19 protein-coding genes are annotated in these 23,590 nt (G+C 65.1%); 11 read left to right on the top strand and 8 right to left on the bottom strand.

Going from position 1 to position 23,590, the window contains the following annotated elements:
* The first annotated feature begins 33 nt into the window (after positions 1–33).
* A complete protein-coding gene (locus Q5H93_RS11945; RefSeq protein ID WP_305006758.1) occupies positions 34–1,059 on the top strand; it encodes a YeiH family protein in 1,026 nt (341 codons plus the stop codon).
* 176 nt (positions 1,060–1,235) lie between these two features.
* Here Q5H93_RS11945 and Q5H93_RS11950 read toward each other — a convergent pair whose 3' ends face one another.
* Positions 1,236–1,421 (bottom strand): hypothetical protein, encoded by a 186-nt coding sequence (locus Q5H93_RS11950; RefSeq protein ID WP_305006759.1) that lies wholly within the window; start codon positions 1,419–1,421, stop codon positions 1,236–1,238.
* 94 nt (positions 1,422–1,515) lie between these two features.
* Between Q5H93_RS11950 and Q5H93_RS11955 the strand changes: the two genes are divergently transcribed.
* The 5 genes from Q5H93_RS11955 to Q5H93_RS11975 all read left to right on the top strand — a co-directional run bounded on the left by Q5H93_RS11955 (position 1,516) and on the right by Q5H93_RS11975 (position 4,326).
* Entirely contained in the window at positions 1,516–1,770 is a 255-nt protein-coding gene (locus Q5H93_RS11955; RefSeq protein WP_305006760.1) for a T9SS type A sorting domain-containing protein, read from the top strand.
* A 10-nt stretch (positions 1,771–1,780) separates the two neighbouring features.
* A complete protein-coding gene (locus Q5H93_RS11960; protein WP_305006761.1) occupies positions 1,781–2,434 on the top strand; it encodes a hypothetical protein in 654 nt (217 codons plus the stop codon).
* Between the two features lie 211 nt (positions 2,435–2,645).
* Entirely contained in the window at positions 2,646–2,900 is a 255-nt protein-coding gene (locus Q5H93_RS11965; protein WP_305006762.1) for a hypothetical protein, read from the top strand.
* 31 nt (positions 2,901–2,931) lie between these two features.
* Positions 2,932–3,660, top strand: a complete 729-nt coding sequence (locus tag Q5H93_RS11970) for a hypothetical protein (protein WP_305006763.1) — start codon at positions 2,932–2,934, stop codon at positions 3,658–3,660.
* Positions 3,661–3,666: 6 nt separating this feature from the next.
* A complete protein-coding gene (locus Q5H93_RS11975) occupies positions 3,667–4,326 on the top strand; it encodes an SHOCT domain-containing protein (RefSeq protein WP_305006764.1) in 660 nt (219 codons plus the stop codon).
* A 32-nt stretch (positions 4,327–4,358) separates the two neighbouring features.
* Here the strand turns inward: Q5H93_RS11975 and Q5H93_RS11980 are convergent, their stop codons facing one another.
* Positions 4,359–4,871: a KdsC family phosphatase gene (locus Q5H93_RS11980; protein ID WP_305006765.1), complete on the bottom strand. Its 513-nt coding sequence runs from the start codon at positions 4,869–4,871 to the stop codon at positions 4,359–4,361.
* A gap of 294 nt (positions 4,872–5,165) precedes the next feature.
* On the opposite strand from Q5H93_RS11980, the gene Q5H93_RS11985 reads away from it, so the two are divergent.
* The 4 genes from Q5H93_RS11985 (at position 5,166) to Q5H93_RS12000 (ending at position 10,598) form a co-directional block, all read left to right on the top strand.
* Positions 5,166–6,149 carry a hypothetical protein gene (locus tag Q5H93_RS11985; protein ID WP_305006766.1) on the top strand — a complete coding sequence of 328 codons (984 nt, stop codon included), beginning with the start codon at positions 5,166–5,168 and terminating at the stop codon, positions 6,147–6,149.
* Positions 6,150–6,247: 98 nt separating this feature from the next.
* Positions 6,248–9,280: a sensor histidine kinase gene (locus Q5H93_RS11990; RefSeq protein WP_305006767.1), complete on the top strand. Its 3,033-nt coding sequence runs from the start codon at positions 6,248–6,250 to the stop codon at positions 9,278–9,280.
* An 89-nt stretch (positions 9,281–9,369) separates the two neighbouring features.
* Positions 9,370–10,023, top strand: coding sequence for a response regulator (locus Q5H93_RS11995; protein WP_305006768.1), 654 nt, complete (start codon positions 9,370–9,372; stop codon positions 10,021–10,023).
* Positions 10,024–10,100: 77 nt separating this feature from the next.
* Positions 10,101–10,598 (top strand): hypothetical protein, encoded by a 498-nt coding sequence (locus tag Q5H93_RS12000; RefSeq protein WP_305006769.1) that lies wholly within the window; start codon positions 10,101–10,103, stop codon positions 10,596–10,598.
* Between the two features lie 187 nt (positions 10,599–10,785).
* On the opposite strand, the gene Q5H93_RS12005 is transcribed toward Q5H93_RS12000, so the two are convergent.
* The 3 genes from Q5H93_RS12005 to Q5H93_RS12015 form a co-directional block, all read right to left on the bottom strand.
* On the bottom strand, positions 10,786–18,078 hold the full coding sequence (locus tag Q5H93_RS12005) for a fibronectin type III domain-containing protein (RefSeq protein WP_305006770.1): 7,293 nt from the start codon (positions 18,076–18,078) through the stop codon (positions 10,786–10,788).
* Between the two features lie 145 nt (positions 18,079–18,223).
* Positions 18,224–18,547 (bottom strand): 2Fe-2S iron-sulfur cluster-binding protein, encoded by a 324-nt coding sequence (locus Q5H93_RS12010; protein WP_305006771.1) that lies wholly within the window; start codon positions 18,545–18,547, stop codon positions 18,224–18,226.
* A gap of 114 nt (positions 18,548–18,661) precedes the next feature.
* On the bottom strand, positions 18,662–19,678 hold the full coding sequence (locus Q5H93_RS12015) for an NAD(P)/FAD-dependent oxidoreductase (RefSeq protein WP_305006772.1): 1,017 nt from the start codon (positions 19,676–19,678) through the stop codon (positions 18,662–18,664).
* 718 nt (positions 19,679–20,396) lie between these two features.
* Between Q5H93_RS12015 and Q5H93_RS12020 the strand changes: the two genes are divergently transcribed.
* Positions 20,397–20,594 carry a hypothetical protein gene (locus Q5H93_RS12020; RefSeq protein WP_305006773.1) on the top strand — a complete coding sequence of 66 codons (198 nt, stop codon included), beginning with the start codon at positions 20,397–20,399 and terminating at the stop codon, positions 20,592–20,594.
* Here the strand turns inward: Q5H93_RS12020 and Q5H93_RS12025 are convergent.
* The 3 genes from Q5H93_RS12025 to Q5H93_RS12035 form a co-directional block, all read right to left on the bottom strand.
* A complete protein-coding gene (locus tag Q5H93_RS12025; protein WP_305006774.1) occupies positions 20,584–21,921 on the bottom strand; it encodes a sensor histidine kinase in 1,338 nt (445 codons plus the stop codon). The two genes, Q5H93_RS12020 and Q5H93_RS12025, sit on opposite strands and share 11 nt — an antisense overlap.
* A complete protein-coding gene (locus Q5H93_RS12030) occupies positions 21,918–22,649 on the bottom strand; it encodes a response regulator transcription factor (protein WP_305006775.1) in 732 nt (243 codons plus the stop codon). The genes Q5H93_RS12025 and Q5H93_RS12030 overlap by 4 nt, the downstream gene beginning before the upstream one ends.
* 89 nt (positions 22,650–22,738) lie before the next feature.
* Positions 22,739–23,413, bottom strand: a complete 675-nt coding sequence (locus Q5H93_RS12035; protein WP_305006776.1) for a hypothetical protein — start codon at positions 23,411–23,413, stop codon at positions 22,739–22,741.
* Between the last annotated feature and the right edge of the window lie 177 nt (positions 23,414–23,590).

Raw genomic sequence — 23,590 nt, forward strand, 5'->3', positions numbered from 1 at the left:
GCCGCGTACTTTTGCAACATCCCACCCACCCGGATGCCCCTCACCCTCATGAAAGCCACCCTGCCCCAGCCTGCGCACACCCATGCGCCGGAGCGGTTGGCCGGGTTCCAGCAGCAGCACGAGCTGGCTGGAATCCGGTTTACCTGGGCGCAGGTGGTTTTCTGCGGGGTGCTGGCATCCTGCCTCACGCCCTGGGCCTCGGCCCCGCTGGCGCTGGCCCTGGGCCTACTCGTGGCTCAAACTTCCGGCAATCCTTTCGTAACCCAAACCAAGCCCGCCACTGCTAAGCTGTTGCAGTGGTCGGTTATTGGCCTCGGCTTCAATATGAATGTGCAGGCGGCGGCTCAGGCCGGCCGCGAAGGCTTCGTTTTTGCCATTGCTTCCATCGTTGGCACGCTGGTGCTGGGCTTTTTCGTGGGCCGGGCCTTAGGCCTGACGCGCACCGTCACGCACCTTATTTCCTGCGGCACCGCTATTTGCGGCGGCAGCGCCATTGCGGCCGTGGGCCCGGTGATGAAAGCGAAAGAAGAAGAGCTATCGGTGGCCCTCGGCACGGTATTCATCCTCAATGCCATTGCCTTGTTTGCTTTCCCACCCATCGGGCACCTGCTGCAGCTCACACAACACCAGTTTGGCCTCTGGTGCGCCATTGCCATCCACGATACCAGCTCGGTAGTGGGCGCGGCCACCGCCTACGGCGATGCCGCCCTGCAAACCGCCACCACCGTGAAGCTGGCCCGCGCCCTCTGGATTATCCCGGTAGCCCTGGGTACGGCCGTGCTGTTCAAGCAAAAGGACGTCAAGGTTAAAATCCCCTATTTTATCCTCGGTTTCATCGCCACCATGCTGCTCAATACTTACGTGCCCGCTCTGCACGAGGCCGGCCAGTGGGTCGTGAAGCTGGCCAAAATCGGCCTCACGGTTACGCTGTTTTTCATCGGCGCGGGCCTGTCGGGCAAGCTACTGAAAGCCGTCGGCCCCCGGCCGTTTGTGCTGGGCGTGGTGCTGTGGCTGCTGATTTCCACGGTTTCGCTCTACGTCATTCAGCACACGGTCTGAGTCGTTTCGCTCGTTTTACGTTTCCCACCCGTTTCGTTTCCCCTCCCTCACCCAGCTTCTACCACCACACCCACCCGTCCATTTTCCATTTCCCACAAAAAAGCCCGGCCGGATTTCCAGCTGGGCTTTTCTGTGGTGGTTATCGTACCGAGGCTAGCACATAAGTGCTCCGAATATCAATGGCCCTGTTTACGGCCCGAGCCGCCGGGAAGTTTCCCGCCGCCGTCATTTTTATTGACGGTAGCCCAGGCGCGGGCCTCGGCCTCGTCTTTCGACACGCCCTTTTTCTCGTAGCTCTCTTCGATGTGCTCGGCCTGGCGTTTCTGCTTGTCGGTGTACTTCGACTTATCTCCTTGGGGCATGGTGGTAGGTGGTGGAAAGGTGGAAGGAAAACGGGCCGGACGTCGGCCTGGGTTTGTATTTACGGCTGAATACCAGTCCTGTTACAGCAGAGCTATGGTTAAAACTGTTTTACGAAGCCCGGTCAGCAACTCGACCACCCTGCACCTGACCCTGGCCCGCCCGGCCGCCGTACGGGTGCGGCTGCTGGACCTGAGCGGGCAGCCTCGCCGCGAATTGCTGAATCAGCGTAACTTAGTAGCGGGCACCCACCAATTGCCCCTGGCCCTGCCAGGCCTCCCGCCCGGTATCTACCTGCTGAATGTCGACGCCGGCAGCGGCGAGCAAATAATTCGTCTTGAACTACTTTAATTCTGCCGCTATGAACAACTTTTTAGTGCAATCGAAAAAGGGCCTGCTCTGCGGGCTTATCCTGGCCCTGCTGGTAGCCGCGTGCACGGAGCGGGAAGAGTCGGGGCTGACGCGGGTGCGGGGGCAGGTGGTGCTGGCCGACAGCAACACGCCCGTGCCCACCCCACCCCCGGTGCAGGTGTGGGCGCAAGCGACGGGCGGGATGATAGGCAGCGCCTATGCCCCGGTGGGCGCGCCCCATGCCACGGACGAGCAAGGGAAATTTGACTTTAGCTTCCCGGCCGAAGGGGGCCAGCAGTACGTCTTGCGGGCGGCCGAGGGCAGGCTGGGCTACTACACGGACTGGAACCTGGCGCGAGCGCTGCGCAAGGGTGAGGAAAACGAGGTGCGCCTGCCGGTCTACGCCCCGGCCTGGATTCGCCTGGACCTCGTCGATGAGCCCCCACGCAGCCGCGTCTGGATGTTTTTCTCTGGGTTTGGGGGCGGGGGGCTAACGGTCCCTTATCCTCGTGATACGACGCTTATATTTCCTTATCTGACAGGCCCTGGTAAGGAGTCTTTCATCTTCTGGGCTATCAAGGATACTTTAGGTCGTGAAACGGAGTATCGGCGCACGTTCATTCAGCCCCCGCTGGACACGCAACGGGTGCGCATTGCCTTCTAAGCCATGACGACTCTCACAAAGCTGCTCCCCATGCTACTTCCTTTGGCCCTACTCGCAGGCGCGTGCACGGAGCGGGAAGAATCGGGGCTGACGCGGGTGCGGGGGCGGGTGGTGCTGGCCGGGAACTAAGAGACTACCACCATAAACAAAACCGGCCGGAAGAAGCCGTGGGCAGTATCTTCGTCCACGGCTTCTTCCGGCCGGTTTTGCTATGCGCCACGTCGCCGATATTCCGCATCCTTCCGTCAAAATCACGTTGCTGGCCTGGAACGGCAAGTTTCTGCTCAAGCTGGAGCAGGGCAACCTGGAGCAAACCTACAAGGTGGCCGAGCTGGACCTGCTGACCGGCACCGACACCGAGTTGCGCGAGCTGCTGGATGAGGAGTTTCTGGCCGCCGCCATTGCCCGTTTCCAGCCCATGCGCGCCGATTTGCAGGCCGCTCTCGACCGGCACGAACTTCGCTAAGCCGCTTCCTGCGAAAAAAACAATTTAACGTATGACCAAGCTGTTCACCCTGCTGCTGACCCTTAGCAGCCTGCTATTTACCCACCTCGCCACCGCCCAGCTCTACGACGTGCGCGAGGGCGAAACCAGCTACAACAAAGCTCCCCGCGCCACCCTCAAAGTGCAGGTGGATGGCAACGCCACCAATGTGCGCGACTACTTTCAGAAGTGGATGAAGGACAGCTACAATGTCAGGTTCAAAAGCGGCGGCGTGATGGGTATGGGCAAAAGCGCCGTGCTCGAAGCGCAGAAGGTGCAGGCCAGCACCGTGTCGGGCAAGCTCGTGAACCTCTACGCCACCATCATCGCGCCGTCCGACTCGGTGTCGGAAGTAGCCATCTTTGGCGGCTTCGACGACAAAACCTTCTTCGACGCCGACCGCAGCGCCAACGAGTTTAACGCCCTGCGCGGCATGCTGCAGAACTTCGCCGGGGCCGCCCGCGTGAAGGCCTACCGCGACATGATTGAGGACGCTGAAAAGAAGCTGCGCGAAGCCGAAAAGGAAAAGGACCGCCTCGAGAAAGAGCGGCTGACGCTGGCCGCCAACACGGCCTCCAACCTGCTGAAAATTCAGGAAATGCTGCGCCAGAACACCCAGAACACGCTGCTCTCGCGCTCCGACTCGACGCAGCTGGTGAAGAACGCCGCCCAGCGCGAGCTCGACCGCGCCCGCCTGCAGCGCCGGCGCGACCGGCTCTCGGCCCTCGACCGCAAAAACTAAGCAGCGATGAACAACCAGCCTTCGCCCATCGAGACCCTGCGCCAGCTACGCGAAATGCTCGACGCCGGCACCATCACTGCCACCGAGTTTGAGGCCCTGAAGCAGCAGCTGGTTTTCAGCGCCCAGGCCCCAGCAGCTCCGGCCGCCGAGCCGCCCGCGCCGGATTTTACTGCCCCGGCCGTGGCGCTGCCCGCACCCGCCGAGCAAGACTCGCCCATGTTTGAGGATGCACAGCTGCCGCCCGGCTCGACCGACCTGGAGGCGCCGCTGCCAGCTGCGCCCACTGCCGCGCCCCAGGCTGTGCCGCCGGCCGCTACCAACGAGCTGGACGGGTTTAGCCAGCCGCCGGCCCGCAATCCGCTCAATCTGGTGCTGGCTATCGGTGGCCTGCTGGTGCTGCTGTCCGTGTTTGCCTATCTGGCGCTCAATCAGAACGACTCGGAGCACATCAGCAGCAATAGCATGACGGCCGCCGACTCGCTGAACACGAACGTGGAAGAAGGCCCGCAGGCCGCGCCGGTGGAGCAGCCCGTGGCCGTGCCCGAAACGGTCCGCGTCGCGCCCCTGAACCCCGCGCCACCCGTGGTGAAGCCGAGCGTGGCGCCAGCAACCGCTGATTCGACCGCGACCGTGCCGACGGCGGTTGATTCGACTCAGAAACCGTAGGGACAAATACAGAGACGCAAAGTATTGCGTCTCTATACCCTGATGGCTGTCTGCTGCGCCGAAATAATCAGCTCTGCCAATTCCCGAAAACACCCGTGGCCACCAAAGGCCTGGCAGTGATACATGGCCACGTTGCGGGCAAAAATAGTGGCGTCGCCGGGGCAGGCTGAGAGGCCCACCATGTCCAGGATTTCGAGGTCGTTGGTGTCGTCGCCGATGAAGGCAATTTCGTTGGCCGTGAGGCCGGTGCGCGCCAGGATTTCGCGTAGCCGCCCCGGCTTGTCCTGAATACCCAGGTGCAGCTCTTCAATTTTGAGCTTGGCGGCGCGGGTGACCACCGAAGGCGACGTTTCGCCAGTGACGATGCCCGTGGCGATGCCGTGCTCGCGCAGGCGTACCACGCCCATGCCGTCGCGGATGTTGAAGCGCTTCATTTCTTCGCCGCGTTCGGAGTAGTACACGCCGCCGTCGGTGAGCACGCCGTCGCAGTCGGTCAGCACGAGGCGGATGCGGCGGGCGCGGGCGTATAATTCGGCTTGCTTCATAAGAAAAAGGGGAAATGCGGGTGCAAGTTGGGGCCGGGGGCGGGATTTTGCGGCGCGGGTAATTTTTTTTCTCCGCACCGTTGCTGGCAAGAAGTAGGACTTGGCAGGGGCCGCGTGTGGCGTAATTGGGATAGGCCCCTACGCAATGCAAAAAAATAGGAGAATCGCTGCAAACCGGCCTGCGGAACGGACCAGTATGTAAGCCGGAGAATGCCTGATTCAGCGGGTAGTAGCTGCCGGATTATGGCCGCGCCTGCGTAACTTGTTTTTGTAATTCTACCTTAATGGGATGCTATGAAGAAAACCTTGACCCTTGGATTGCTGACTATTCTTGCCGTGGTCGGCCCGGCCCACGCCCAACAGGCTCGGGAGGCCATAATAGCCGCCGAAAAGACCTTTGCGGCCCAGGCCGCCCGCGAGGGCAGCGCCGCCGCCTTCCTGGCTAATAGCACCGCCGTCTCGATGGTAGTGGAAAACGGCCAGCTGGCCAATGCCCAGAAAGTGTGGCAGAGCAAGCCGCCCGCTACCGGCACCCACCGCCTGGCCTGGCACCCCGTGATGGCCGACGTGGCCCAATCGGGCGAGCTGGGCTACACCACCGGCCCCTGGACGTTGGGCTCGGGCACGCAAACCGCCGCCGCCGGCGAGTACGTGACCCTGTGGCACAAGCAGCCCGATGGCCAATGGAAATTTGTGGTGGATATGGGCGTAGAACACAGCGACGACGCCATTGCCACGCCCGGCACCGTGGCCCGGCCACAGCTGTTTGCCGGGCCGGCCACGCCCGTGCCGGTGCCCGCCCACGCCATCATCGACCTCGACCATACCTTCTCCAAAGCCGAGCTGCACAAGCCGCTGGAAACCTACCAGGCGTATCTGAGCAAGGAGGCCCGCCTGCTGCGCCCAGGCCAGCTGGCCTTGCTGGGCCCCACGGCGCAGGTGGTTATCAGCAACACCCTGAGCCGGGCTTACCTGTTTGCGCCCACCGGCGGCTACCTGGCCGCTTCCGGCGACCTCGGCTACGTGTACGGTACCCTGCGCCGCCCCTCCACCGACCCCAGGCAGCCCGAGGAAACCGGTAGCTACCTGCGCATCTGGCGCCGCGAGGCGGTGGCCGGCTGGCGTATTGTGCTGGAGGTGTTGAACGAGTCTACCCCGGCGGCTCCGGCAGTAGCGGTTACGCCCGTGGCCCCGGCCAGCACGCCAGCTGCCCCGGCTACGGCTACCACGCCCGCCACCCCGCCAACGACAGACGGTGCCGCTCCCGTGCGGCAATAAGCAAGCTTTGCTATCCCTCAACAAAACCTCAACAAAAAGACCGGCCCGCTTCTGGGCCGGTCTTTTTGCGTTCCCGGGAATTTGCCTAGCTTTCGGCAATGGCACGACCATCCATCATATGGTATTGGAAATTCTGGTTGCTGGGCTGCCTGGGCTGGCTACTGACGGCCCCGGCAGTGAGCCAACCGGTTCCGGCCCGCCTGCGCCCGCTAAGCTCGGCCGACGGCCTCGTGAATGACGTGGTGCAGAGCATCGCTCAGGATGAGCAGGGCTTTCTGTGGATTGGCACGCAGGATGGCCTGAGCCGCTACGATGGCAGCGGCTTTCGCACGTTTCGGGCCGACGAGCGGCGGGCGGGCAGCCTGCTGAGCAACTTCGTGCGGGCCGTGGCCGCCGACCCCCGGCGCGGCGGCGTGTGGGTGGGCACGGGCAGCGGCCTGTGTTATTATAATCCCCGTACCGAGCTGTTCGTGCCCGTGCCGATGGGCCAAGCTGCGGGCGCCTCCTTCGTGCACGCCGTGCTGCTGGACCAAAGCGGCCAGGTGTGGGCTGGCACCGAAGACGGCCTGTGGCGCTACGAGCCGCGCCGTCGGCGCCTGCAGCGCATTGCCGGGCCGCCCGGTAGCGCCCGGCAAAATTCCATCCGGACCCTGGCCCAGGATGCAGCGGGCGTGCTGTGGGTGGGCACCGGCGCGGGCGCGCTGCTACGCTACGACCCGCTGGCGCGCAACCTGCGCCACGACCGCCGCCACAACTCGCCCGGCCCGGCGCCGGTGAGTGCGCTGGCCGCCCCGCCCGGCGGTGGTCTGTGGGTGGGCACCGAGGCGGGTGCCCTGCGCTACCTGCCGCCCGGCGAGCAGCCAGCCATCGACTTATTAACGACTGCGCCCGCCGTGCGCAGCCTTTGGGCCGATGCCGCCGGCGCCTGGGTAGGAACGGCCGCCGGCCTGCGCTACTGGCCCCAGCCCACGGCCAGTTCGCCGCCTGCCATTCCACCTTTGGTGCTAACCGAGCCCGTGCAGGCCCTGTGCCCCGACCGCGTGCGGCAGCTCTGGCTGGGAACCGAGGCCGGCCTGCGCCGGCTGGATATCCGGCCTTCGGCGTTTGGCCGGCCGCTGGCAGCGGCGGCGACGGGGGCGGTGTGGGCGGTGGACACTACGCCGGCCGCCGTGTGGCTGGGCACGGAGCAGCTGGGAATCCTGCGCCTCGACCACGCGACCGGCCGCGTGGCCGAGCAGCTGCGCCATAGCCCAGCCGACACAACCAGTCTGGCCGACAACTACGTGCGGGCCCTGCTGGCCGCGCCCGACGGCGGCCTGTGGGTGGGCACTCAGCGCCACGGGCTCGACTACCGGCCGGTCGGCGCCACGGGCTTCCGGCACTTCCGGCACCGGCCGGGGCAGGCGGGCAGTCTGGCCGATGACTTCGTGCGCTGCGTGTACCGCGACCCGCTCGACGGCGGCATCTGGGTGGGCACCGAGGGGGGGCTATGCCGGCTGGCCGATGCCCGCCGCGGGCGCTTCGTGAGCTACCGGCACCAGGCGGGCGTGACCACTTCGCTACCCAGCAACTACGTGCGCTGCGTGCGCCGCGACCCAGCCGGGCGGCTGTGGGTGGCCACTGGCGGAGGCGGCCTGAGCCGCCTCGACGATGCCCGTAGTGGGCGCTTCACCACCTTTCGGGCCGATGCGCAGGACGAGCGCAGCCTGGCCAGCAACTTCGTGCGGGCGCTGGCTTTTGACAGGCAGGGGCGGCTGTGGGTGGGCACCGAGGGCGGCGGCCTCTGCCGGCTCGACGACCCCGAGCGCGGGCGCTTCACCACTTTCGGCGAAGACCAGGGCCTGCCCAGCGAGCTGGTGTATGGCCTGGTAGCCGACCCGGTCACGGGCGTGCTGTGGGCCAGCACCAACCGCGGCCTGGCCCGGCTCGACCCCGCCACCGGCCACCTCACCAGCTTCGACACCCGCGACGGCCTGCCGCAGGACGACTACAACGCCGGCGCCGCTACGGCGGGCCCGGGGGGGCAGTTGTTTTTCGGTGGGCCGGCGGGACTGGTGGCCTTCCGGCCGGCGCGGCTGCCGCTGCCGGCGCGCCCGCAGGTGCTGCTCACGGGCCTGCGCCGGCTAAACCGGCCGGTGGCCCTGCCCGATACGGCGCTGGCCCAGCGGCGGCTGCTGCGCATCGGGCCGGCGGATTACGTGTTTTCGCTGGAGTTCGCGGCGCTGGATTTGCGGCGAGCCGGGCGCTACCCCTTGCTGTACCGGCTCGAAGGCTTCGACCGCGAATGGCTGGCGGCGGGGCCGGGCCGGGAGGCCACGTACACCAACCTCGACCCCGGGCACTACACCTTCCGGGTGCGGGGGGCCGATGCGCCGGCGGGGAGCGGGGCGGCCCTGCGGCTGGTGGTGGAGCCGCCGTGGTACGGCACCTGGTGGTTCCGGCTGGCGGTGGGGCTCACGGTGGCGGGCCTGGGCTGGCTGGCCTACCGCCTGCGGGTGCAGCAGCTGCTGGCGCTGGAGCGGGTGCGCCACCGCATTGCCCGCGACCTGCACGACGATATGGGCTCGACGCTGAGCAATATTTCCATCCTGAGCCAGCTGGCCCAGACGCACCAGCAGGCCCAGCGCCCGGCCCAGGCCGCCGCCCTGCTCACCCAGATTGGCGACTCGTCGCGCCGGATGCTCGACTCGATGGACGACATCGTGTGGGCCATTAACCCCGCCCACGACGGGCTGGACGACGTGACCACCCGCATGCTGGCCTTCGCCTCCGAAGTGCTGGAGGCTCAGGGCGTCGAGCTGCACTTCGAGATGGCCCCTGGCGTGGAGCAATTGCGCCTGCCGATGGAGGCGCGGCGCGAGTTTTTCCTGCTCTTTAAGGAGGCAGTAAACAACTTGGCCAAGTATGCCCGCGCCCAGCACGCCACTATCAGCCTGCGCTACGCCCAGCGCCATTTGCAGCTAACGATTATGGATGACGGCGTGGGCTTCGACCCCGGCGCGCCGGCGCAGGGCGGCGGCAATGGACTGACCAACATGCGCACCCGGGCGGCGGCGCTGGACGGCACGCTGGCCATCGAGACGACGCCGGGGCAGGGCACCACGCTGCGGCTGCGGGTGCCGCTGCGCTAAGCCATTCAGCTCACATCATTATGCGATACTTTCGCATTGTTACGTTTGCTACCTTCGCAGCCCCTTTTACCCTGCAAAATACCCACCCTATGGAAACCCCCACCCGCCTGGTTATTTACGAAGACAACCCCGACCTGCGCGCCGGCCTGAGCGAGCTGCTGGCCCACGCGCCGGGGCTGGCGCTGGTGGGCGCCTTCGGCAACTGCGTGCAGGCGGCCGACGACGTGCGCCGCCTCGCGCCCGACGTGGTGTTGATGGACATCGACATGCCCGGCTGCTCGGGCATCGAGGGGCTGCGCGCGGTGAAGGCCACGGCCCCCACTACGAACGTGCTGATGCTAACGGTGTTCGAGGACAACGACCGGGTGTTCGAGTCCATCTGCGCCGGGGCCGACGGGTATTTGCTGAAGAAAACGCCGCCGGCGCGGCTGCTCGAAGCCATCGGGGAGGTGCGGGCCGGGGGGGCGCCGATGACGCCGGCCGTGGCCCGGCAGGTGCTGCGTCTCTTCCCCAAGCCGGCGCCGGTGCGGGCGGCCCCTACGGAGTCGCTGGCCCACCTCAGCGCCCGCGAGCAGGAAGTGCTGAACCTGCTGGTGAAGGGCTACAGCTACAAGATGATTGCCGCCGACCGGGGCATCAGCATCGATACGGTGCGCTCGCACATCAAGAAAATCTACGAGAAGCTGCACGTGCGCTCGATGACGGAAGCCGTGAGCAAGGCCATGCGCGAGGGGCTGGCGTAGGTGGGGGTGTTGGGTGCGAGTCGCGAGCGTATCGATAGAACAACTGGCGCTTAGCCATCACTTAGAAGCTTCAGCGTATGAAATTCGGACAGCTGCTTATCGGAGTCTTGCTTGGCGGAGTGCTGGGCTTTGGACTGACGACCTATTTCGCGGGCACCAGGCCGCCGGCGGGCCCGGCCCCGGCAATCGGCCGCGCGGCAGCGGCGGCAAAGTGGGCCTGGCCCGACAGCCTGGATGCCGTGCGGGCGGCCCCAGCCAACCACAAGGTGGTGTACGAGGATAGCACCGTGCGGATATTGCAGGTGCTTTTAGCGGGGCATCGGGCAGAGCCGGTGCACACCCACCAGTGGAAGAGCATCATGTGGATTGCCAAGCCTGCCGTGCCCTGCACCATTTACCAGTATAAGGTGGGCGAAAACGGAAAATTTGTGGCCGCCGACAGCGTGACCATCCCACAGATGACCACGAACGTCGGCCAGCACATCGACGCCGAAGGCCCGACCGGCATCCAGAATCTGGGCAACGACGACGGGGTAGCCTACCGGGTTGAGTTCAAAAAAGACTTCCAGCCATAAGGCTGCTTCGACCCCACGGCTTGCTAACTCAAGTTGTGAAGTAGCGAAGCGGCAGCACATTGGTAGCTCGCACCAGCTTTTAGCGCCCAGAGCCGCGACGCGGCTACGCCGCAGCTTGGGTTTGCTCTAAAAAGAAGAGGCCCTTGCCGATTGGCAAGGGCCTCTTTTGCTGCAAAAGCGGGCATGCTTACTCCACCACCACGCGGCGGGTGGCGGGCGCCTGGCCGGCGGCCTGCACCGTGAGCAGGTAGGTGCCGGCGGCCAGCCTCGTGGTTGTCAGCTCGGTGCGCAGGCCGCTGAAGCTGTGCTGCGCCACCGCGCGGCCCAGCACGTCGCGTAGCATAACGGTGGCTGTGGTGGCCTGCTCCAGCTGCACGTGCAGGGCCGCTTTGTGCGAAGCCGGGTTGGGCCACACGCTGAATTGCAGCGTACCGGGGCCGGCCGTGGCCGTCACGCCGGTGGGGCGGCTCAGTAGCAGCTCGAAGCGGCCATTGAGGGCGCCGGCCTGGGCGGCGGTGAAGGCATAGTTCGTCACCTGGCGCAGGTCGGTGCGGGTGTTGAGCTGGTGGTCGAGCAGGGTGGCGGGGGCGTTGGCGTCGAAGCCGCGCAGGTCGAGCACGTCGAAGTGGTAGGGGCCGGCAGCGGGCACGCGTAGCGTGAGCGGGATGCTGGTGACGGGCGCGCCGGTCAGCGGCAGGCCGTTGATGGCCAGGGGCTCGTGGCCGGGCATCTGGGAGGCCAGGCTGAGGCGAGCCCCGGGGCTGGTCAGCTTGGGGGCGTCGTGGGCGGCGTCGGGGCCGGTGGCGGTGGCGCCGTTTTCGAAGTACACCACGGTTTCATCGGGGCCGGCGCTGGCGGGGCCGCTCAGGGCCAGGCGCAGCTGCGGGCGGGCATCGGCCGTGCTACGCTGGAAGGCGGGGGCGAGGCTGGTATTCAGGCGGTCGGTGTTGCGGAACGTGAGCTGGCCGCTGCCGCCCACGGTGGCCGTGCGCACGAAGAAGCCCTGCCCCAGCGGCAGCACCGGCCCGCCGTTATTGGCGCCGATGCCGTTGACGTAGCTGGCGTAGCTGCCCGCGTAGGCACCGCTCGATTTAAAGACGTACAGCGCATTCTCCAGGCCCGAGAGGCCGCCGTGGGCCAGCAGCGAATCCCAGTGCAGCGGGGCGGGGTAAGGGTTGCCGAGCAGGTGCCAGCCGGCCTGGGCATCGGTGCCGCGGCCGAGGTTGGCTTTGCTGAAATCTGTCTGGGCCGGGGTGCCCACAAAATCAATCGTGATGCCGGCCGGAGCGTGTACGGTGTAGCCTTGGCCGGAGCTCATGGTTTCGCTGAGGGCGGCGGGCGAGAACCAGCCTTTGTCGAAGCCGGTGAGGTTGTTGGCCGTGCTGGCCAGGCGAGTTTGGTCGTAGCCAAATACGGTGGGGTAGGGCAGTACGAGGCCGGGCTGGGCGGCCGAGTTGTAGGCCGCATTCACCACCGGCGCGAAGCTGCCGGCGGCCAAATCGGCGAAGCTGGTGTTGGTGACCGGGGCGCTGAAGTGGCGGTAGCCGGGGCCGCTGTTGAGGCTGCCATCGACGTAGCGCTGCGCCGTGATGGGGCCGCTGATGCTACCCGCCGAGGGGCGGGTGGAGGCTACGTAGGCCGTGCTGCTGGCCGTGGAAAGGAGGGTGAGCACGCGGCCGGTGGTGGTGAAGGTGCCGGCCGCCGGCGTCAGCGCCTCACGGATGCTGACGTTGCCGCTCAGGGTCACGCCGCCGGGGTTGTTCACGGTCAGGTTGCGCACGGTGGCGGGCAGGCCGGGGCCGGTTTGCTGCGCCTGCGTGCCGCGGTAGGTGTAGCTGGCATCATCGGAGAAGCTGCGGGCGCCGGTGTTCCGGATGCTGCCGGTGGCGCCGCTGGGGCTCAGGCCGGCCGGGTCGAAGACGTGCAGGTTGCCGCCGGCTTCGAGGGCGAAGCTGCCGCCGCCCTGCACCAGGTTGTAATTGGTGATGAAGGTGCCGCCGCTCTGCACGGTCATGGTGCCGGCCACGGACAGCGCACCCGTTAGGGTGAGCGTACCGGTGCTGGTGACGGTCACGTTGTTGTAGCTGCTGGCAGGGATGCTCGTCGTGGTCGTCACCAGCAGGTCGGGCAGCGTCACGGTGAAGGCGAGGCCGTTGCTGGTGCCGCTGGGCGTGGTCACGGTGACGCTGCCGGTGCTGGCGCCGGCGGGCACGGTGGCTGTAATCGAAGTAGCCGAATTGACGGTGAAGCCGGGGGCGGCCGTGCCGTTGAAGCTCACGGCGGTGGCACTCGTCAGGCTGGTGCCCGTGATGGTGACCGAGGTGCCCACCGGCCCGCTGGTGGGGCTAAGGCTGCTGATGCCCGGGGCTGGCGTCGGGGCCGTGATGGTCCAGGTGGCGGTGGCGGGCGTGGGGTCCACGTTACCGGCCGCATCCACGGCCCGCACCTGGAAGGTGTGCGGACCCACGCTCAGGCCGGTGAAGGTGAGCGGGCTGACGACGGTAGCAAAGGCCGCGCCGTCGAGGCTGCCCTGGAAGCTGCTCACGCCGCTGCCCGCGCCATCGGTGCCCGAGAAGGTGAAGGTGGCCGAGGTGCTGGTAGTGGTGGCAGCCGGGCCGTTGTCGATGGTCGTATTGGGTGCGGCCTGGTCGAGGGTGTAGAACTCACCGCCGAAGAAGGTGTTGCTGCTGCCCACGCCGTTGCCGGCCACGTCGCGGATGGCGGTGCCGATGGCCGTCACGTTGAGGCGGAAATCGCCGGCACCGCTCAGGTTGTTCACCACCACGTCGTAGGTGGTGCCGCTGCCGCTCACGCTGGCAATGGTGCCGCTCACGCTGCCCAGGTTGCCGATGGTGAAGTCGTTGACGTCCACGTTCAGCACGGCTTCGCTGAACGTGACGCGGAACGTGACGCTGCTGCCGTTGGTAATGGCGGCCGCTGGCGTCAGGCGGATGCTGCTGAGCGTGGTGGGCCGGATACCATCGACCAGAATAGTGCTGGTATTGGGCACGTTGTTGAGCGTCAGGTTGGCGTCGGTGCCGTTGCCGCTGCGGATGGTGCCGCCGTTGAGGCTGATGGCGCCGAGCGTGATGCCGTCGGTATCAAGGTCGCCGGCCTGGATGACGTAGGCAAACGACACCTGCGTACCGCTGGTGTTGGTGGCGTCCAGCGCCGCCTGCCGCACCGTCGAGCCGATGGTCAGGGCCAGCGTGGGGCTGCCCGTCACGGTCAGGTTCTGGTTGAAAACCACGCCCACCGGCAAGGTCTGGCCCAGCAGATAAGTACCGTTGGGAATCAGTACGCTCGTCACCACCGGCACGGCGTAGGTGAAAAAGAATGTCTGGGCCGCGCCGGAAGTGGCGCCGCCCGCGCAGTTGCTCGCCACGCTCACGGTGTAGTTGGTGCCGGGCGTCAGGCCCGTCAGGCTCACCGCGGTGCCGGTGGGGTTGGGGCTCACGGTCTGAGCGCTGCCGCCGTTGGGCGTGTAGGTCACGGTGTAGCTGGTGGCGCTGGGGCTGGCCGTCCAGCCCACCGTCACCGAGGTCGAGGTCTGGTTGCTGGTGGTGAGGGCAGTGGGCGCGGTGCAGGGCGGCACCGGGTTGGTTACGCAGATGGTGAAGCTGCCCGTCACCGCTCCCGGGATGCTGGTGTAGGGGTAGAAGCGCACGTAGTATGTGCTGCCGCTGGTGAGGGTGCTCAAGGTCAGGTTTTCAGTGGTGCCCTGGCCGCCGCCATCCGCACAGCCCAGGCTGCTGAGGCTGCCGCAGGTGCCGGAAAATAGCTCCAGCACACCGTCGAGGCTGCTGGCAGCCGTGATGGTGTGGGTGGTGCCGGTGGCTACGAAGGCGTACCATACATCCTGCACCGTAGTGCTGGTAAAGCCGTTGCAGTCGAGTGGAGCGCGCGACTGCGTGGCTCCGGTGATAGTGCCCGCCATTGGACTGCAGCTCGTGGCCGAGGTCAGCAGCACCGCGCCGGCGCACTCGTCGTTGGCGGGCACGGCCACGCTGGTGGTGAAGCTCGTCGTGGCGGCCGGGGCCGTGGCGCCGGCCGCGCAGTTGCTCACGATGCTCACGGTGTAGGCCGTGCTGGCCGTCAGCCCGCTGAAGGACACGGGGCTGCCCGTCACCGTCTGGGTGGTGGTGGCGGGTGAGGTCGTCACAGTATAAGAAGTAGCCGAAGCGCTGGGCGTGAAGCTCACCGTGGCCGAGGTGCTGGTGACGCTGCCGGCCGTCAGGCTGGTGGGCGCGGCGCAGGGGCTGGTATTGGTGGTGGCGAAGGTGGTGGTGGCCGCCGTCGAAGTCAGGCCGTTCTGGCAGCTCGTGGCGATGCTCACGGTGTAGCTGGTGCCGGGCGTCAGGCCCGTCAGGCTCGCGGGCGAGGCCGTGATGGTTTGCGTGGTGGTGGCCGGCGAAGTTGTCACCGTGTAGGAGCTGGCCTGGGCATTGGGCGTGAAGCTGATGCCGGCCGAAGTGTTCGTGATGCTGCCCGCGCTCAGGGCGGTGGGCGCGGCGCAGGTGGGCGCCACCGTGCCGGTCACGCAAAGGGTAAAGCTGCCGTTGGTGGGAGCGGTATCGTAGGGATATACCCGAATGTAGTAGCGGGTGTTGGCCGTGAGGCCGGTAAGGCTCAGGGTTTCGGTGCCAGCTGCATTCTGGTCGCGGCAGCCCAGGCTGCTCAGGCTGCCGCAGCTGCCGCCGAAGGCCTGTACTACTCCGTCAAAGCCCGGGCTGTTCAGGGTTACCGTGTGGGTGGTGCCGGTCGCCACAAAGCTGTACCACACGTCGAGGGCGGTGGTGCTGGTCGCGCCGTTGCACGTCGAAGCTGCCTGCGACTGCGTGGCGCCCGTCACCGAGCCCGCCGTGGTGGTGCAGCTTGTGCCCGAAATCAGCTGAATGGCCCCGGCACAGTTATCGTTGGCCGGCGGGGTACCGAAGGTGATGCTGGCCGTGGCCGAGCCGCCGTTCGAGCAGTTCGTTTGAATGTTCACCGTGTAGCTAGTGCCGGCCGTCAGCCCGGTCAGCGCCACCGGCGAGGCCGTCACGGTGTAGGTGCTGGTGGTGGGCGAAGTCGTTATCACGTAGGTGCTGGCCCCGGCGCTGGCCGTGAAGCTCAGGCTGGCCGAGGTAGCCGTGATGCTGCCCACCGCTGCGTTGCTCACCGCATTGCACACCGGCGGGGCGGCCGTGGTGAAGGTAGTAGCGGCGGCCGTGGAAGTGGCGCCCGCCGCGCAGCTGCTTTGCACGAATACCGTGTAGCTGGTGCCGCCCGTCAGCCCGGTCAGCGTTACCGGCGAGGCCGTCACCGTCTGGGTGGTAGTGGCGGGCGAGGTCGTCACCACGTAGCTCGTGGCCGAGCCGCTGGCCGTGAAGCTCAGGCTGGCCGTGATGGCTGTGATGCTGCCCACGCTCAGGCCGGTAGGTGCCGCGCAGGCTGTGGCGGCGGTAATGGTAAAGTTGGTGTTCGAGATGTCAAAGAAGTAGTTGTCGGCCGCTTCTACCATCACGCGGGCCGTAGTAGTGGCCACGCTGGGCACCGTGACGGCTGCCGAGCCGTCGTTGGCCGTGCCGGCCAGCAGCACGGTGGGGTAGGTGAAGCCGCCGTCGGTGCTCAGCAAGATGTTGACCGTGGCGCAGTTCACGCCGTTGGCGCTGGTGCCGGCCACGTTCCAAGTCACGGTTTGCGAGGTGTTGCCGGCCCAGGTCACGGCCGTATTCGGGGCCGTCACCAGGAAAGGGCCGGCTGCGCTGGTGCTGCTCAGGGCTACCACGGTGCTGCTGTTCACGCCGCCCGTCACGCCAAAACCCGTGTTGTTGGTGGTGTAATGGTCGCGCAGCGTCACCCGGAAGTTCAGGTCGCGCGTCACCAGCGGCAGCCGCTCGCCCTTCGGGGGCGTGCTATTGGAAATAACGTAGGTGAGCTGCGGGAAGTAGCGCGTCGGGCTGCTGCTGGGCACAAAGGAGCGAAACAGCGGCACGTCGTCGTTGGCCACCTGCGTGGCGGTCGGGGTGCCGGCCGAGCCCAAATCGTATTCCTCCCAGCAATACGTCACGGCGTCGCCATCGGCATCGCTGCCCAGCGCCGTCAGCTTAAACGGCGTGCCGATGGGCAACACCTTGCCACTGGCCGGCAGCGTTGCCACCGTCGGCGGCGTGTTGCCAGTGGCCGAGTTATCGGCGCAGCTGATGGTGCCCAAAAAAGCCTGAATCTCCTCGTAGCTAACTACATGGAAGTAGGCGTTGGAATTGTTCTGCGTGTTGTTGTCGGTGCCGCAGATGCCGGCATAGGCCATGATGGTCGTGCCCGAGCCCGGCTCGTAGGCCGTGCTGGCGTTGCGGTTGCCATCGCAGGCATCGCTGCCGTTGCCATCGGCGTTGAAGGTGTGGTTGCCCCCGAACTGGTGCCCCATCTCGTGCGCCACGTAGTCGATGTCGAAGGCATCGCCAACCGGGCTGAAAGAACCCGTGACCCCCTGCGCCTTGCCGCTGCCACACACCGAGCGCAGTTGCGCTACGCCGCCGCCGCCGGTGCTGAATACGTGGCCGATATCGTAGTTGTTGACGCCGATGACGCTGTTGATATTGCTTTGATTCTGGCTGAGCAACGCGTTGGGGTCGTTGTCGGTGTACGGGTCGGTGCTGGCATTCGTGTACACCAGTGACGAGTTGTTGTTCACCAGCACCAGGCGCACAGCCAATTCTTTCTCAAACACCCCCACCACGCGGTTGACGCTCGTCACGATGGCCGCCTGGCCCAGCGCCACCGTGCCGCCGTGAAAGGCCGTGTACTCGCCCGTAGCCGCCACGGCCAGCTGGAAGCTGCGCAGCGTGCCGCCACTGGTGCGCAGCGCCGCGCCGGCCGGGCCGCTGCCCAGGCTGCGCCGGGCCGTCTGGCTCACGGCGGGCGCGGCCACGCCGCAGCTGAAGCGGCTGGCCGGCATGGCCGTGCGGGCAAAGCTCAGGTAGTGCCGCGTATCGGTCCGCGTCACGGGGTCGATGTACACCGTGCCCCGGCGGTCCGACAGTATCTGGGCGTGAAAGCCGCCCGGCGTCAGGTCCAGCCGCACGCTGGCCGTGGGGTCGTCCACGCCCACGCCGCGGTAGGTTTTGATGCCCGGAAACTGCGCCGCCAGGCCCGGCTCCATCACCGCCGTTTCCACCACCCGAAACTGCTCGCTCGTGCCATCGGGCAGGGGCAGGGCCAGCAGCAGCGGGGTCGCGCCGGGTTGGGTTTCGGACGGGGCCGTAGCCAGGGTGGCTTGCAGGCGGGCCACGTCCAGCGTCAGCGGGCGCGAGTGCTGCAGCGCCGCCGCCAGTGGCGAAACGGCCGCCGCCCGCTGCGCGCCCGCATCCTCGATAAAGTGCGCGGGCGCCGCCCGCTGCTGCGCCCGCGCCCCTAGCGCACCCAGCAATAAGACGAACAGGCCAAGGGGGCGCCACCACCCGGTGGCAACGATTGTACGAGCGAAGAGCTGCTTCATGGAGTCAGGCGTTTGCGTAAGACAATCAAAAGTAAGAATATTAGGAAGATTTATCCCCGGCCTTCGCCCGTACAAAAGCGGCGTAGCGGCGGCCTCACTTCCGAGGCCGCCGCTACGCCGCTTTTGTGTTTTAATCGAGCTACGCTTATGCGCCGGTGGGGGCCAGTCGCAGCACCAGCCCGTCGGTGCGGGGCGTGAGGCGAATCTGGCAGCTCAGGCGCGAGCCTTCAAACAGCACCGGCAGGGTTTCGAGCATGTCGAGCTCGGCATCCTCGGGTTCGGGCAAGGCCGGGCCGGCCAGCACTTCCACGTGGCAGGTGGCGCACAGCGCCATGCCCCCGCAGGTAGCCTGAATGGGGTAGCCGCTGGCTTTCAGTAGCTCCATCAGGCTCAGGCCCATGTCGGTAGGTCCTTCAATCTCGGTGCGCTGCCCGGGCGCTTCTTCAACGTAAACGCGAATGTCACTCATAAGAGAATTATGAGTTATGAGTTATGAGTTATGAGTTACGAATAGACAGCGCTAGCTCAGGGAAGAGCCAACCAACTACCAATTCATAACTCATAACTCATAACTCATAACTCACTAAAGTGAAGGTGCCCCGTTCACCGTGGTGTATTTCAGGGTGTATTTTTTGTCGGGGAAAATGTACTTAAACGCGCCCTGGCACATCAGCGCTGCCTCGTGGAAGCCGCAGAGAATGAGCTTGAGCTTGCCGGGATAGGTGTTGATGTCGCCGATGGCGAACACGCCGGGTAGGGAGGTGCTGTAGTCCAGGGTATTCACCTTCACGGCGTCATCCTCAATATCCAGCCCCCACTCGCCGATGGGGCCGAGCTTGGGCGTAAGGCCGAACAGCGGAATGAAGTGGTCGAGCGCCACAGTGTTGCTGTCGCCGGCGTTGGCCGTGATGGTGACCTGCTCCAGTTGGTCGTCGCCGTGCAGGTGCGTTACGTTCGAGCTGAGCACCAGCTTAATTTTGCCGGCCTCGTGCAGCTTCTGCACCTTCTCGGCCGAGTCGGCGGCGCCGCGGAAGGTGGTGCCGCGGTGCACCAGCGTTACGTCGGCGGCCACGTTGGCCAGGAAATTGGTCCAGTCGAGGGCCGAGTCGCCCCCGCCGGCGATGACGATGCGCTTGTCGCGGAAGTGCTCGGGGTCGCGCACCATGTAATGCACCCCCTTGCCGCCCTCGAAGCGCTCCAGGTTTTCCACGGCCGGCTTGCGCGGCTCGAACGAGCCCAGGCCACCGGCAATGGCCACCGCCTTGCACTGAATTTCAGTGCCATCGGTGGTGTAGAGCTTGAAGGAACCGTCATCGAGTTTCTCAAATTTCTCGACCCGCTCGCCCAGCGTGAACGTGGGGTGGAAAGGCTCAATCTGCTTCATCAGATTGTCAACCAGGTCGCCGGCCAGCACTTCCGGGAAGCCGGGGATATCGTAAATGGGTTTCTTCGGATAAATTTCCGACAGCTGCCCGCCGGGCTGCGGCAGGGCATCAACCACGTGGCAGCGAAGCTTCAGCAAACCAGCTTCAAATACAGCAAACAAACCGACCGGACCAGCGCCGACGATGCAGATATCAGTGGAAATGGGGGTGGACATAAACGGGTAAATCGTGCAACACAAAACGTGGGGGGCGCCGCAAAGGTACGCCCCGACAACCCGGGGATAACAACCAGCCGGCTTGAAACGTTGAAGCCGAACTCAAAATCGAAATGCAGTGTCTGTCAAAAATAACGGCTGTGCTTATCGGGTAGTAATTCGTTATAAATAAATGTGTTAAATGCGAAGGTAGAGACGTGAGCCAAAGGAAAGCCTACTGGGTAGCCGGTGCGGAGGAAGCCCGTCCTTAATTTTAACCTGAATCTGTAATCTGACCAAAAGTAGAGCAAGCTGCGTACAGGCAGCTGGGAGCGGGCAGATTGAGGCGTTATACACTTAAATCATCTGCTGCGAAAAAGTCATTTTGCGTATTCAAAATAAAAGACTTTCAATGGATTCCCCTCTGCGTAGACTCCGTTGCCTTGGCCGGATAGGCCTGCTGACTGGCCTGCTGGCATTTGCCAATTGCCCTCTTGTGCTGCTATCCGGGCAAGCTAGTGGGTTTGTGCAATCAGCCAAAGCTCAGGCGCCTACAAGCAATAGCGAGCAACCCGCCGCTCCCGCTCCGCAGCCCGCCGCCCCGATAGTTGAGTCAACGCCTCAGGCGCCGGGGCAGCAAAGCAGTGGCAATACCGGTTGGTTGTGGGCATTGGGGGGCGGTATAGTCGTGCTAATGGGGTTTTTCCTGCTGAGTATTCTGAAGGCCAAACCCAAAGAAATGCCCACTGCTACCGAGGATGAAAGCGCCCGCGTGCGCCGCCACCAGCACCGGCGGGGCCAAGGGCGCACGCCGGCCAGCCGCGAAGAGCAGCGCATCAGTGAAAACTCGCGTGATGAGTTTATGAATGCGCCTATGCGCCACACTGCTGCCGGCACTAATGAGCCCACGTCGGACGCCTCCGAAACTAAGGCGTAGGCAGCAGCACCAGCGGCGGTAGCCGCAGGCTGAAGGTGGTGCCCGGGCCTTTCTCCGACGTTACCGTGATTTGCACGAAGTGCAACTGCGCAATACTGCGCACCACGGCCAGCCCCAGGCCCTCGCCTTCGGCGGCTTCGGGGTCGAAGCGGCGGAAGCGTTCGAAGAGGTGCGGCAGGTTGTCGGCCGCGATGGGCTTGCCGGTGTTGCGAATGTTGAGCACGTAAGCCTCGCCAGCTTCCGGCTGGCCGCTTATCTCGATTTCGCCCCCCGCGCGGTTGTACTTAATGGCGTTGCTGAGTAGGTTGATAATGAGAGTGAAAATAAGGGTGCGGCTGGCCGGTGCCAGCATGGGCTGGCCCGTCAGGTTCCACTGCAGGCTGATTTGCTTGTGGCCGATGCGGTCTTCAAGCTCCTCCACGGCATCGGTAAGCACCTCGCGTACATCCACGGTTTCGTTGCGCGGAAACTGGTTGTTTTCGACCCGCGAGATGAGCAGCAGCGTGCGCAGCGTGGCCGTCATGCGTTGCAGGGTTTTCTGCGAGGTAACGAGTTGCGCCTCGGCTTCTTCGGGCAGGTTTTCGGCCCGCAGCATGTTCTCGAAGCGGTTTTGCAGAATGGAAATCGGCGTCAGCAGTTCGTGCGAGGCGTTGGCGATGAACTGCCGCTCCTGCTCGAAGACACGCTGGATTTTGAGTAGCATCTGCTGAATGCTGGCGTCGAGGTACTGGAAGTCGGAAGTGGTGGTGCGAAGCGGTGGAAAATCAGGGGCTTGCGGTCCGCGCACGGCCCGCAGCCGCTCCACGATGTGGTCGACGGGCTGCAGCAGGTGCCCAATCACGCCCAGCTCAATGAGCAGCGTGGTGAGCACCGTGAAAGCCAGCGCATAGCCCGCCGAGGTGCGCAGCAAATCATACACATCTTCCACGGAGGCAATGCTTTTGCCAATCTCGAAGGTATAGAGCTGCCCCTGGTAGTAGCCACTGTGCCGCAGCACCCGAAAATCGACCGCTGCGCCGTGCTGCCGCCGCGGAAATGTGCCGATGGTATCGCGGAAGGGCTGGCTGGTAGTGGCTTGCAGGTCGATGAATTCATCCTGCAGCAAGTCGTAGTGCGTGCGGCGCATCGCCGGACCCTGCGGCAAAAACTCGCCGATGCCCACCTGCGCAATGCGAGCCTGTACCTGCCGCAGCTCGGTGCGTAAGGCGCTGTCGGTGTGGCGCATCACCAGGGTTTGCACCACCCAGGGCAGGGCCAGCAGCAGGATGGCCGCCATCAGCCCTTTCGAGAGGGTGGTCAGCAGGACGAGCTTTTGCTGGAGCTTCATGCCGCCGGAGCGGGGGCGGGGGCCGGGGCCGGGGTGGCGTTGTCGGGCCGCAGGCGGTAGCCGATGCCGCGCACGGTTTCAATCCACTCGTTTTCGGCGTCGGCCTGGGCCAGCTTTTTGCGCACGTTTTTCACGTGCACGTCGATGTAGTTCGAGTCGTGGTCGGAGCTGTCAGTCATGGTGCTGCCCCAGATATGCTCACTCAATTGCAGGCGCGTCAGTACTTTGGCGCGGTGCAGCAGCAGGTAGTGCAGCAGGTCAAACTCTTTACGCGTGACCACGATGGGGGTGTCGCCGTGCTTCAGGCTGCGGTCGCTGAGGTTGAGCACGAAGCCACCGAAAGCGAGCTTGTCTTCCACCACGCCGTGCTTGCGGCGCGTCACAGCCTGCATGCGCGAGCCCAGCTCCAGCAGCGAGTAGGGTTTGGGCAGGTAATCATCGGCGCCCAGGTTGAGGCCGTTGATGCGGTCGTCGACCGAGCCGCGGGCGCTGAGAATGATGATGGACGCATCCTTGTTGCGCTCGCGGCGGGCCTGGGCCAGCAGCTCCAGGCCGTCCTGGTCGGGCAGGCCGAGGTCGAGTAACACGAAGTCGTACTCGTTGACAAACAGCTTCTCCGAGGCTTCGCGGCCGGTGCGGGCGTAGTCGCAGTGGTAGTGCTCGTCGTAGAGAAAAAGGCCGAGCTCGCGGGCCAGGGCCCGGTCATCTTCAACAATCAGAACGTTCATGGGAGAGAAAGAAGGAGAGGCGAAAGTTAAGAGAAAAGAAGGAGTTGAACGAGTTACAGACGCAGGGCTTCAGGCTACGGGTTGAGTATTTACGCCACGGCCGAATGCGGAGCAGCCTGCAGGCCCACCAGTTCCACGCGGCCGCCGGTGCCGGCATAACTGTTCTGAAAATGGCGCAGGCTTTCAAATGCAGTGTAGTCCACAAGTTTAGCCCGGCCGAGGTCAATGATAATATGCTGGCCGGCAGGCAAGGTGTCGAGGTGACTTTTCAGGCTGAAGTAGTTGCGGGCTACTAACGAGTTGTGCACGATAATAAGCAGCTGGCCAGCAGCAGCGTTGGCCCCGGTGCCTGCCGAAACGGTGAACAGGCTCCGAGCCGGCGCCTCTTGGTATAATTGAAAAATGAAAGTGGCCAGCCCGCCCGCCGCAACACTTGCGACCACGGTAGTAGCCAGCGCCAGATGGTGGCCCCGCCCGGCCCCGCCCCGGCTTAGCTCCTCTGCGGCGCCCACGGCCACCACGAGCAACCCTGCAATGGACCATCTGATGCTCAGCCCGAATCTGCCGGCCACCAGCTCGGCCACTCCGCCCACGATGGCGATGGCAATACCCGCCAGGGGGGGAAACCAGCTGGCCCCGCCAATGGCCATCCCCAACGGCAGCGCCAGCAGAAACGCCAGCAAGCCCGCCACCGCACCGGCCCGCCCGCACCGACGCATCCCGCCGAAGTCGCTGCCAGGGACGTTCGATTGCGGGATGCTCATACGCGGGAATGGAAAGTGGACGGGCTTGGGGAAGAAAGCCAGGCGAAGTAAGGACGCAGCTTTTCAGCTTTGCCAGAGCAAAATTTCGAGTGAATGCGTGAAAGAGGAGTGAAGAGCAAATACTGAAGCTGTTCAGGAAGTCGGTTTCTACTGGTCTGACGTCGTAGGCGTCCGGCC

The sequence above is a fragment of the Hymenobacter aranciens genome (genome assembly GCF_030580865.1).
Classification (GTDB): Bacteria; Bacteroidota; Bacteroidia; order Cytophagales; family Hymenobacteraceae; genus Hymenobacter; species Hymenobacter aranciens.

Coding starts and splice junctions, on each gene's coding strand:
- Q5H93_RS11945 (WP_305006758.1), top strand. CDS start 34: ATGCCCCTCACCCTCATGAAAGCCACCCTGCCCCAGCCTGCGCACACC.
- Q5H93_RS11950 (WP_305006759.1), bottom strand. CDS start 1,421: ATGCCCCAAGGAGATAAGTCGAAGTACACCGACAAGCAGAAACGCCAG.
- Q5H93_RS11955 (WP_305006760.1), top strand. CDS start 1,516: ATGGTTAAAACTGTTTTACGAAGCCCGGTCAGCAACTCGACCACCCTG.
- Q5H93_RS11960 (WP_305006761.1), top strand. CDS start 1,781: ATGAACAACTTTTTAGTGCAATCGAAAAAGGGCCTGCTCTGCGGGCTT.
- Q5H93_RS11965 (WP_305006762.1), top strand. CDS start 2,646: ATGCGCCACGTCGCCGATATTCCGCATCCTTCCGTCAAAATCACGTTG.
- Q5H93_RS11970 (WP_305006763.1), top strand. CDS start 2,932: ATGACCAAGCTGTTCACCCTGCTGCTGACCCTTAGCAGCCTGCTATTT.
- Q5H93_RS11975 (WP_305006764.1), top strand. CDS start 3,667: ATGAACAACCAGCCTTCGCCCATCGAGACCCTGCGCCAGCTACGCGAA.
- Q5H93_RS11980 (WP_305006765.1), bottom strand. CDS start 4,871: ATGAAGCAAGCCGAATTATACGCCCGCGCCCGCCGCATCCGCCTCGTG.
- Q5H93_RS11985 (WP_305006766.1), top strand. CDS start 5,166: ATGAAGAAAACCTTGACCCTTGGATTGCTGACTATTCTTGCCGTGGTC.
- Q5H93_RS11990 (WP_305006767.1), top strand. CDS start 6,248: ATGGCACGACCATCCATCATATGGTATTGGAAATTCTGGTTGCTGGGC.
- Q5H93_RS11995 (WP_305006768.1), top strand. CDS start 9,370: ATGGAAACCCCCACCCGCCTGGTTATTTACGAAGACAACCCCGACCTG.
- Q5H93_RS12000 (WP_305006769.1), top strand. CDS start 10,101: ATGAAATTCGGACAGCTGCTTATCGGAGTCTTGCTTGGCGGAGTGCTG.
- Q5H93_RS12005 (WP_305006770.1), bottom strand. CDS start 18,078: ATGAAGCAGCTCTTCGCTCGTACAATCGTTGCCACCGGGTGGTGGCGC.
- Q5H93_RS12010 (WP_305006771.1), bottom strand. CDS start 18,547: ATGAGTGACATTCGCGTTTACGTTGAAGAAGCGCCCGGGCAGCGCACC.
- Q5H93_RS12015 (WP_305006772.1), bottom strand. CDS start 19,678: ATGTCCACCCCCATTTCCACTGATATCTGCATCGTCGGCGCTGGTCCG.
- Q5H93_RS12020 (WP_305006773.1), top strand. CDS start 20,397: ATGCCCACTGCTACCGAGGATGAAAGCGCCCGCGTGCGCCGCCACCAG.
- Q5H93_RS12025 (WP_305006774.1), bottom strand. CDS start 21,921: ATGAAGCTCCAGCAAAAGCTCGTCCTGCTGACCACCCTCTCGAAAGGG.
- Q5H93_RS12030 (WP_305006775.1), bottom strand. CDS start 22,649: ATGAACGTTCTGATTGTTGAAGATGACCGGGCCCTGGCCCGCGAGCTC.
- Q5H93_RS12035 (WP_305006776.1), bottom strand. CDS start 23,413: ATGAGCATCCCGCAATCGAACGTCCCTGGCAGCGACTTCGGCGGGATG.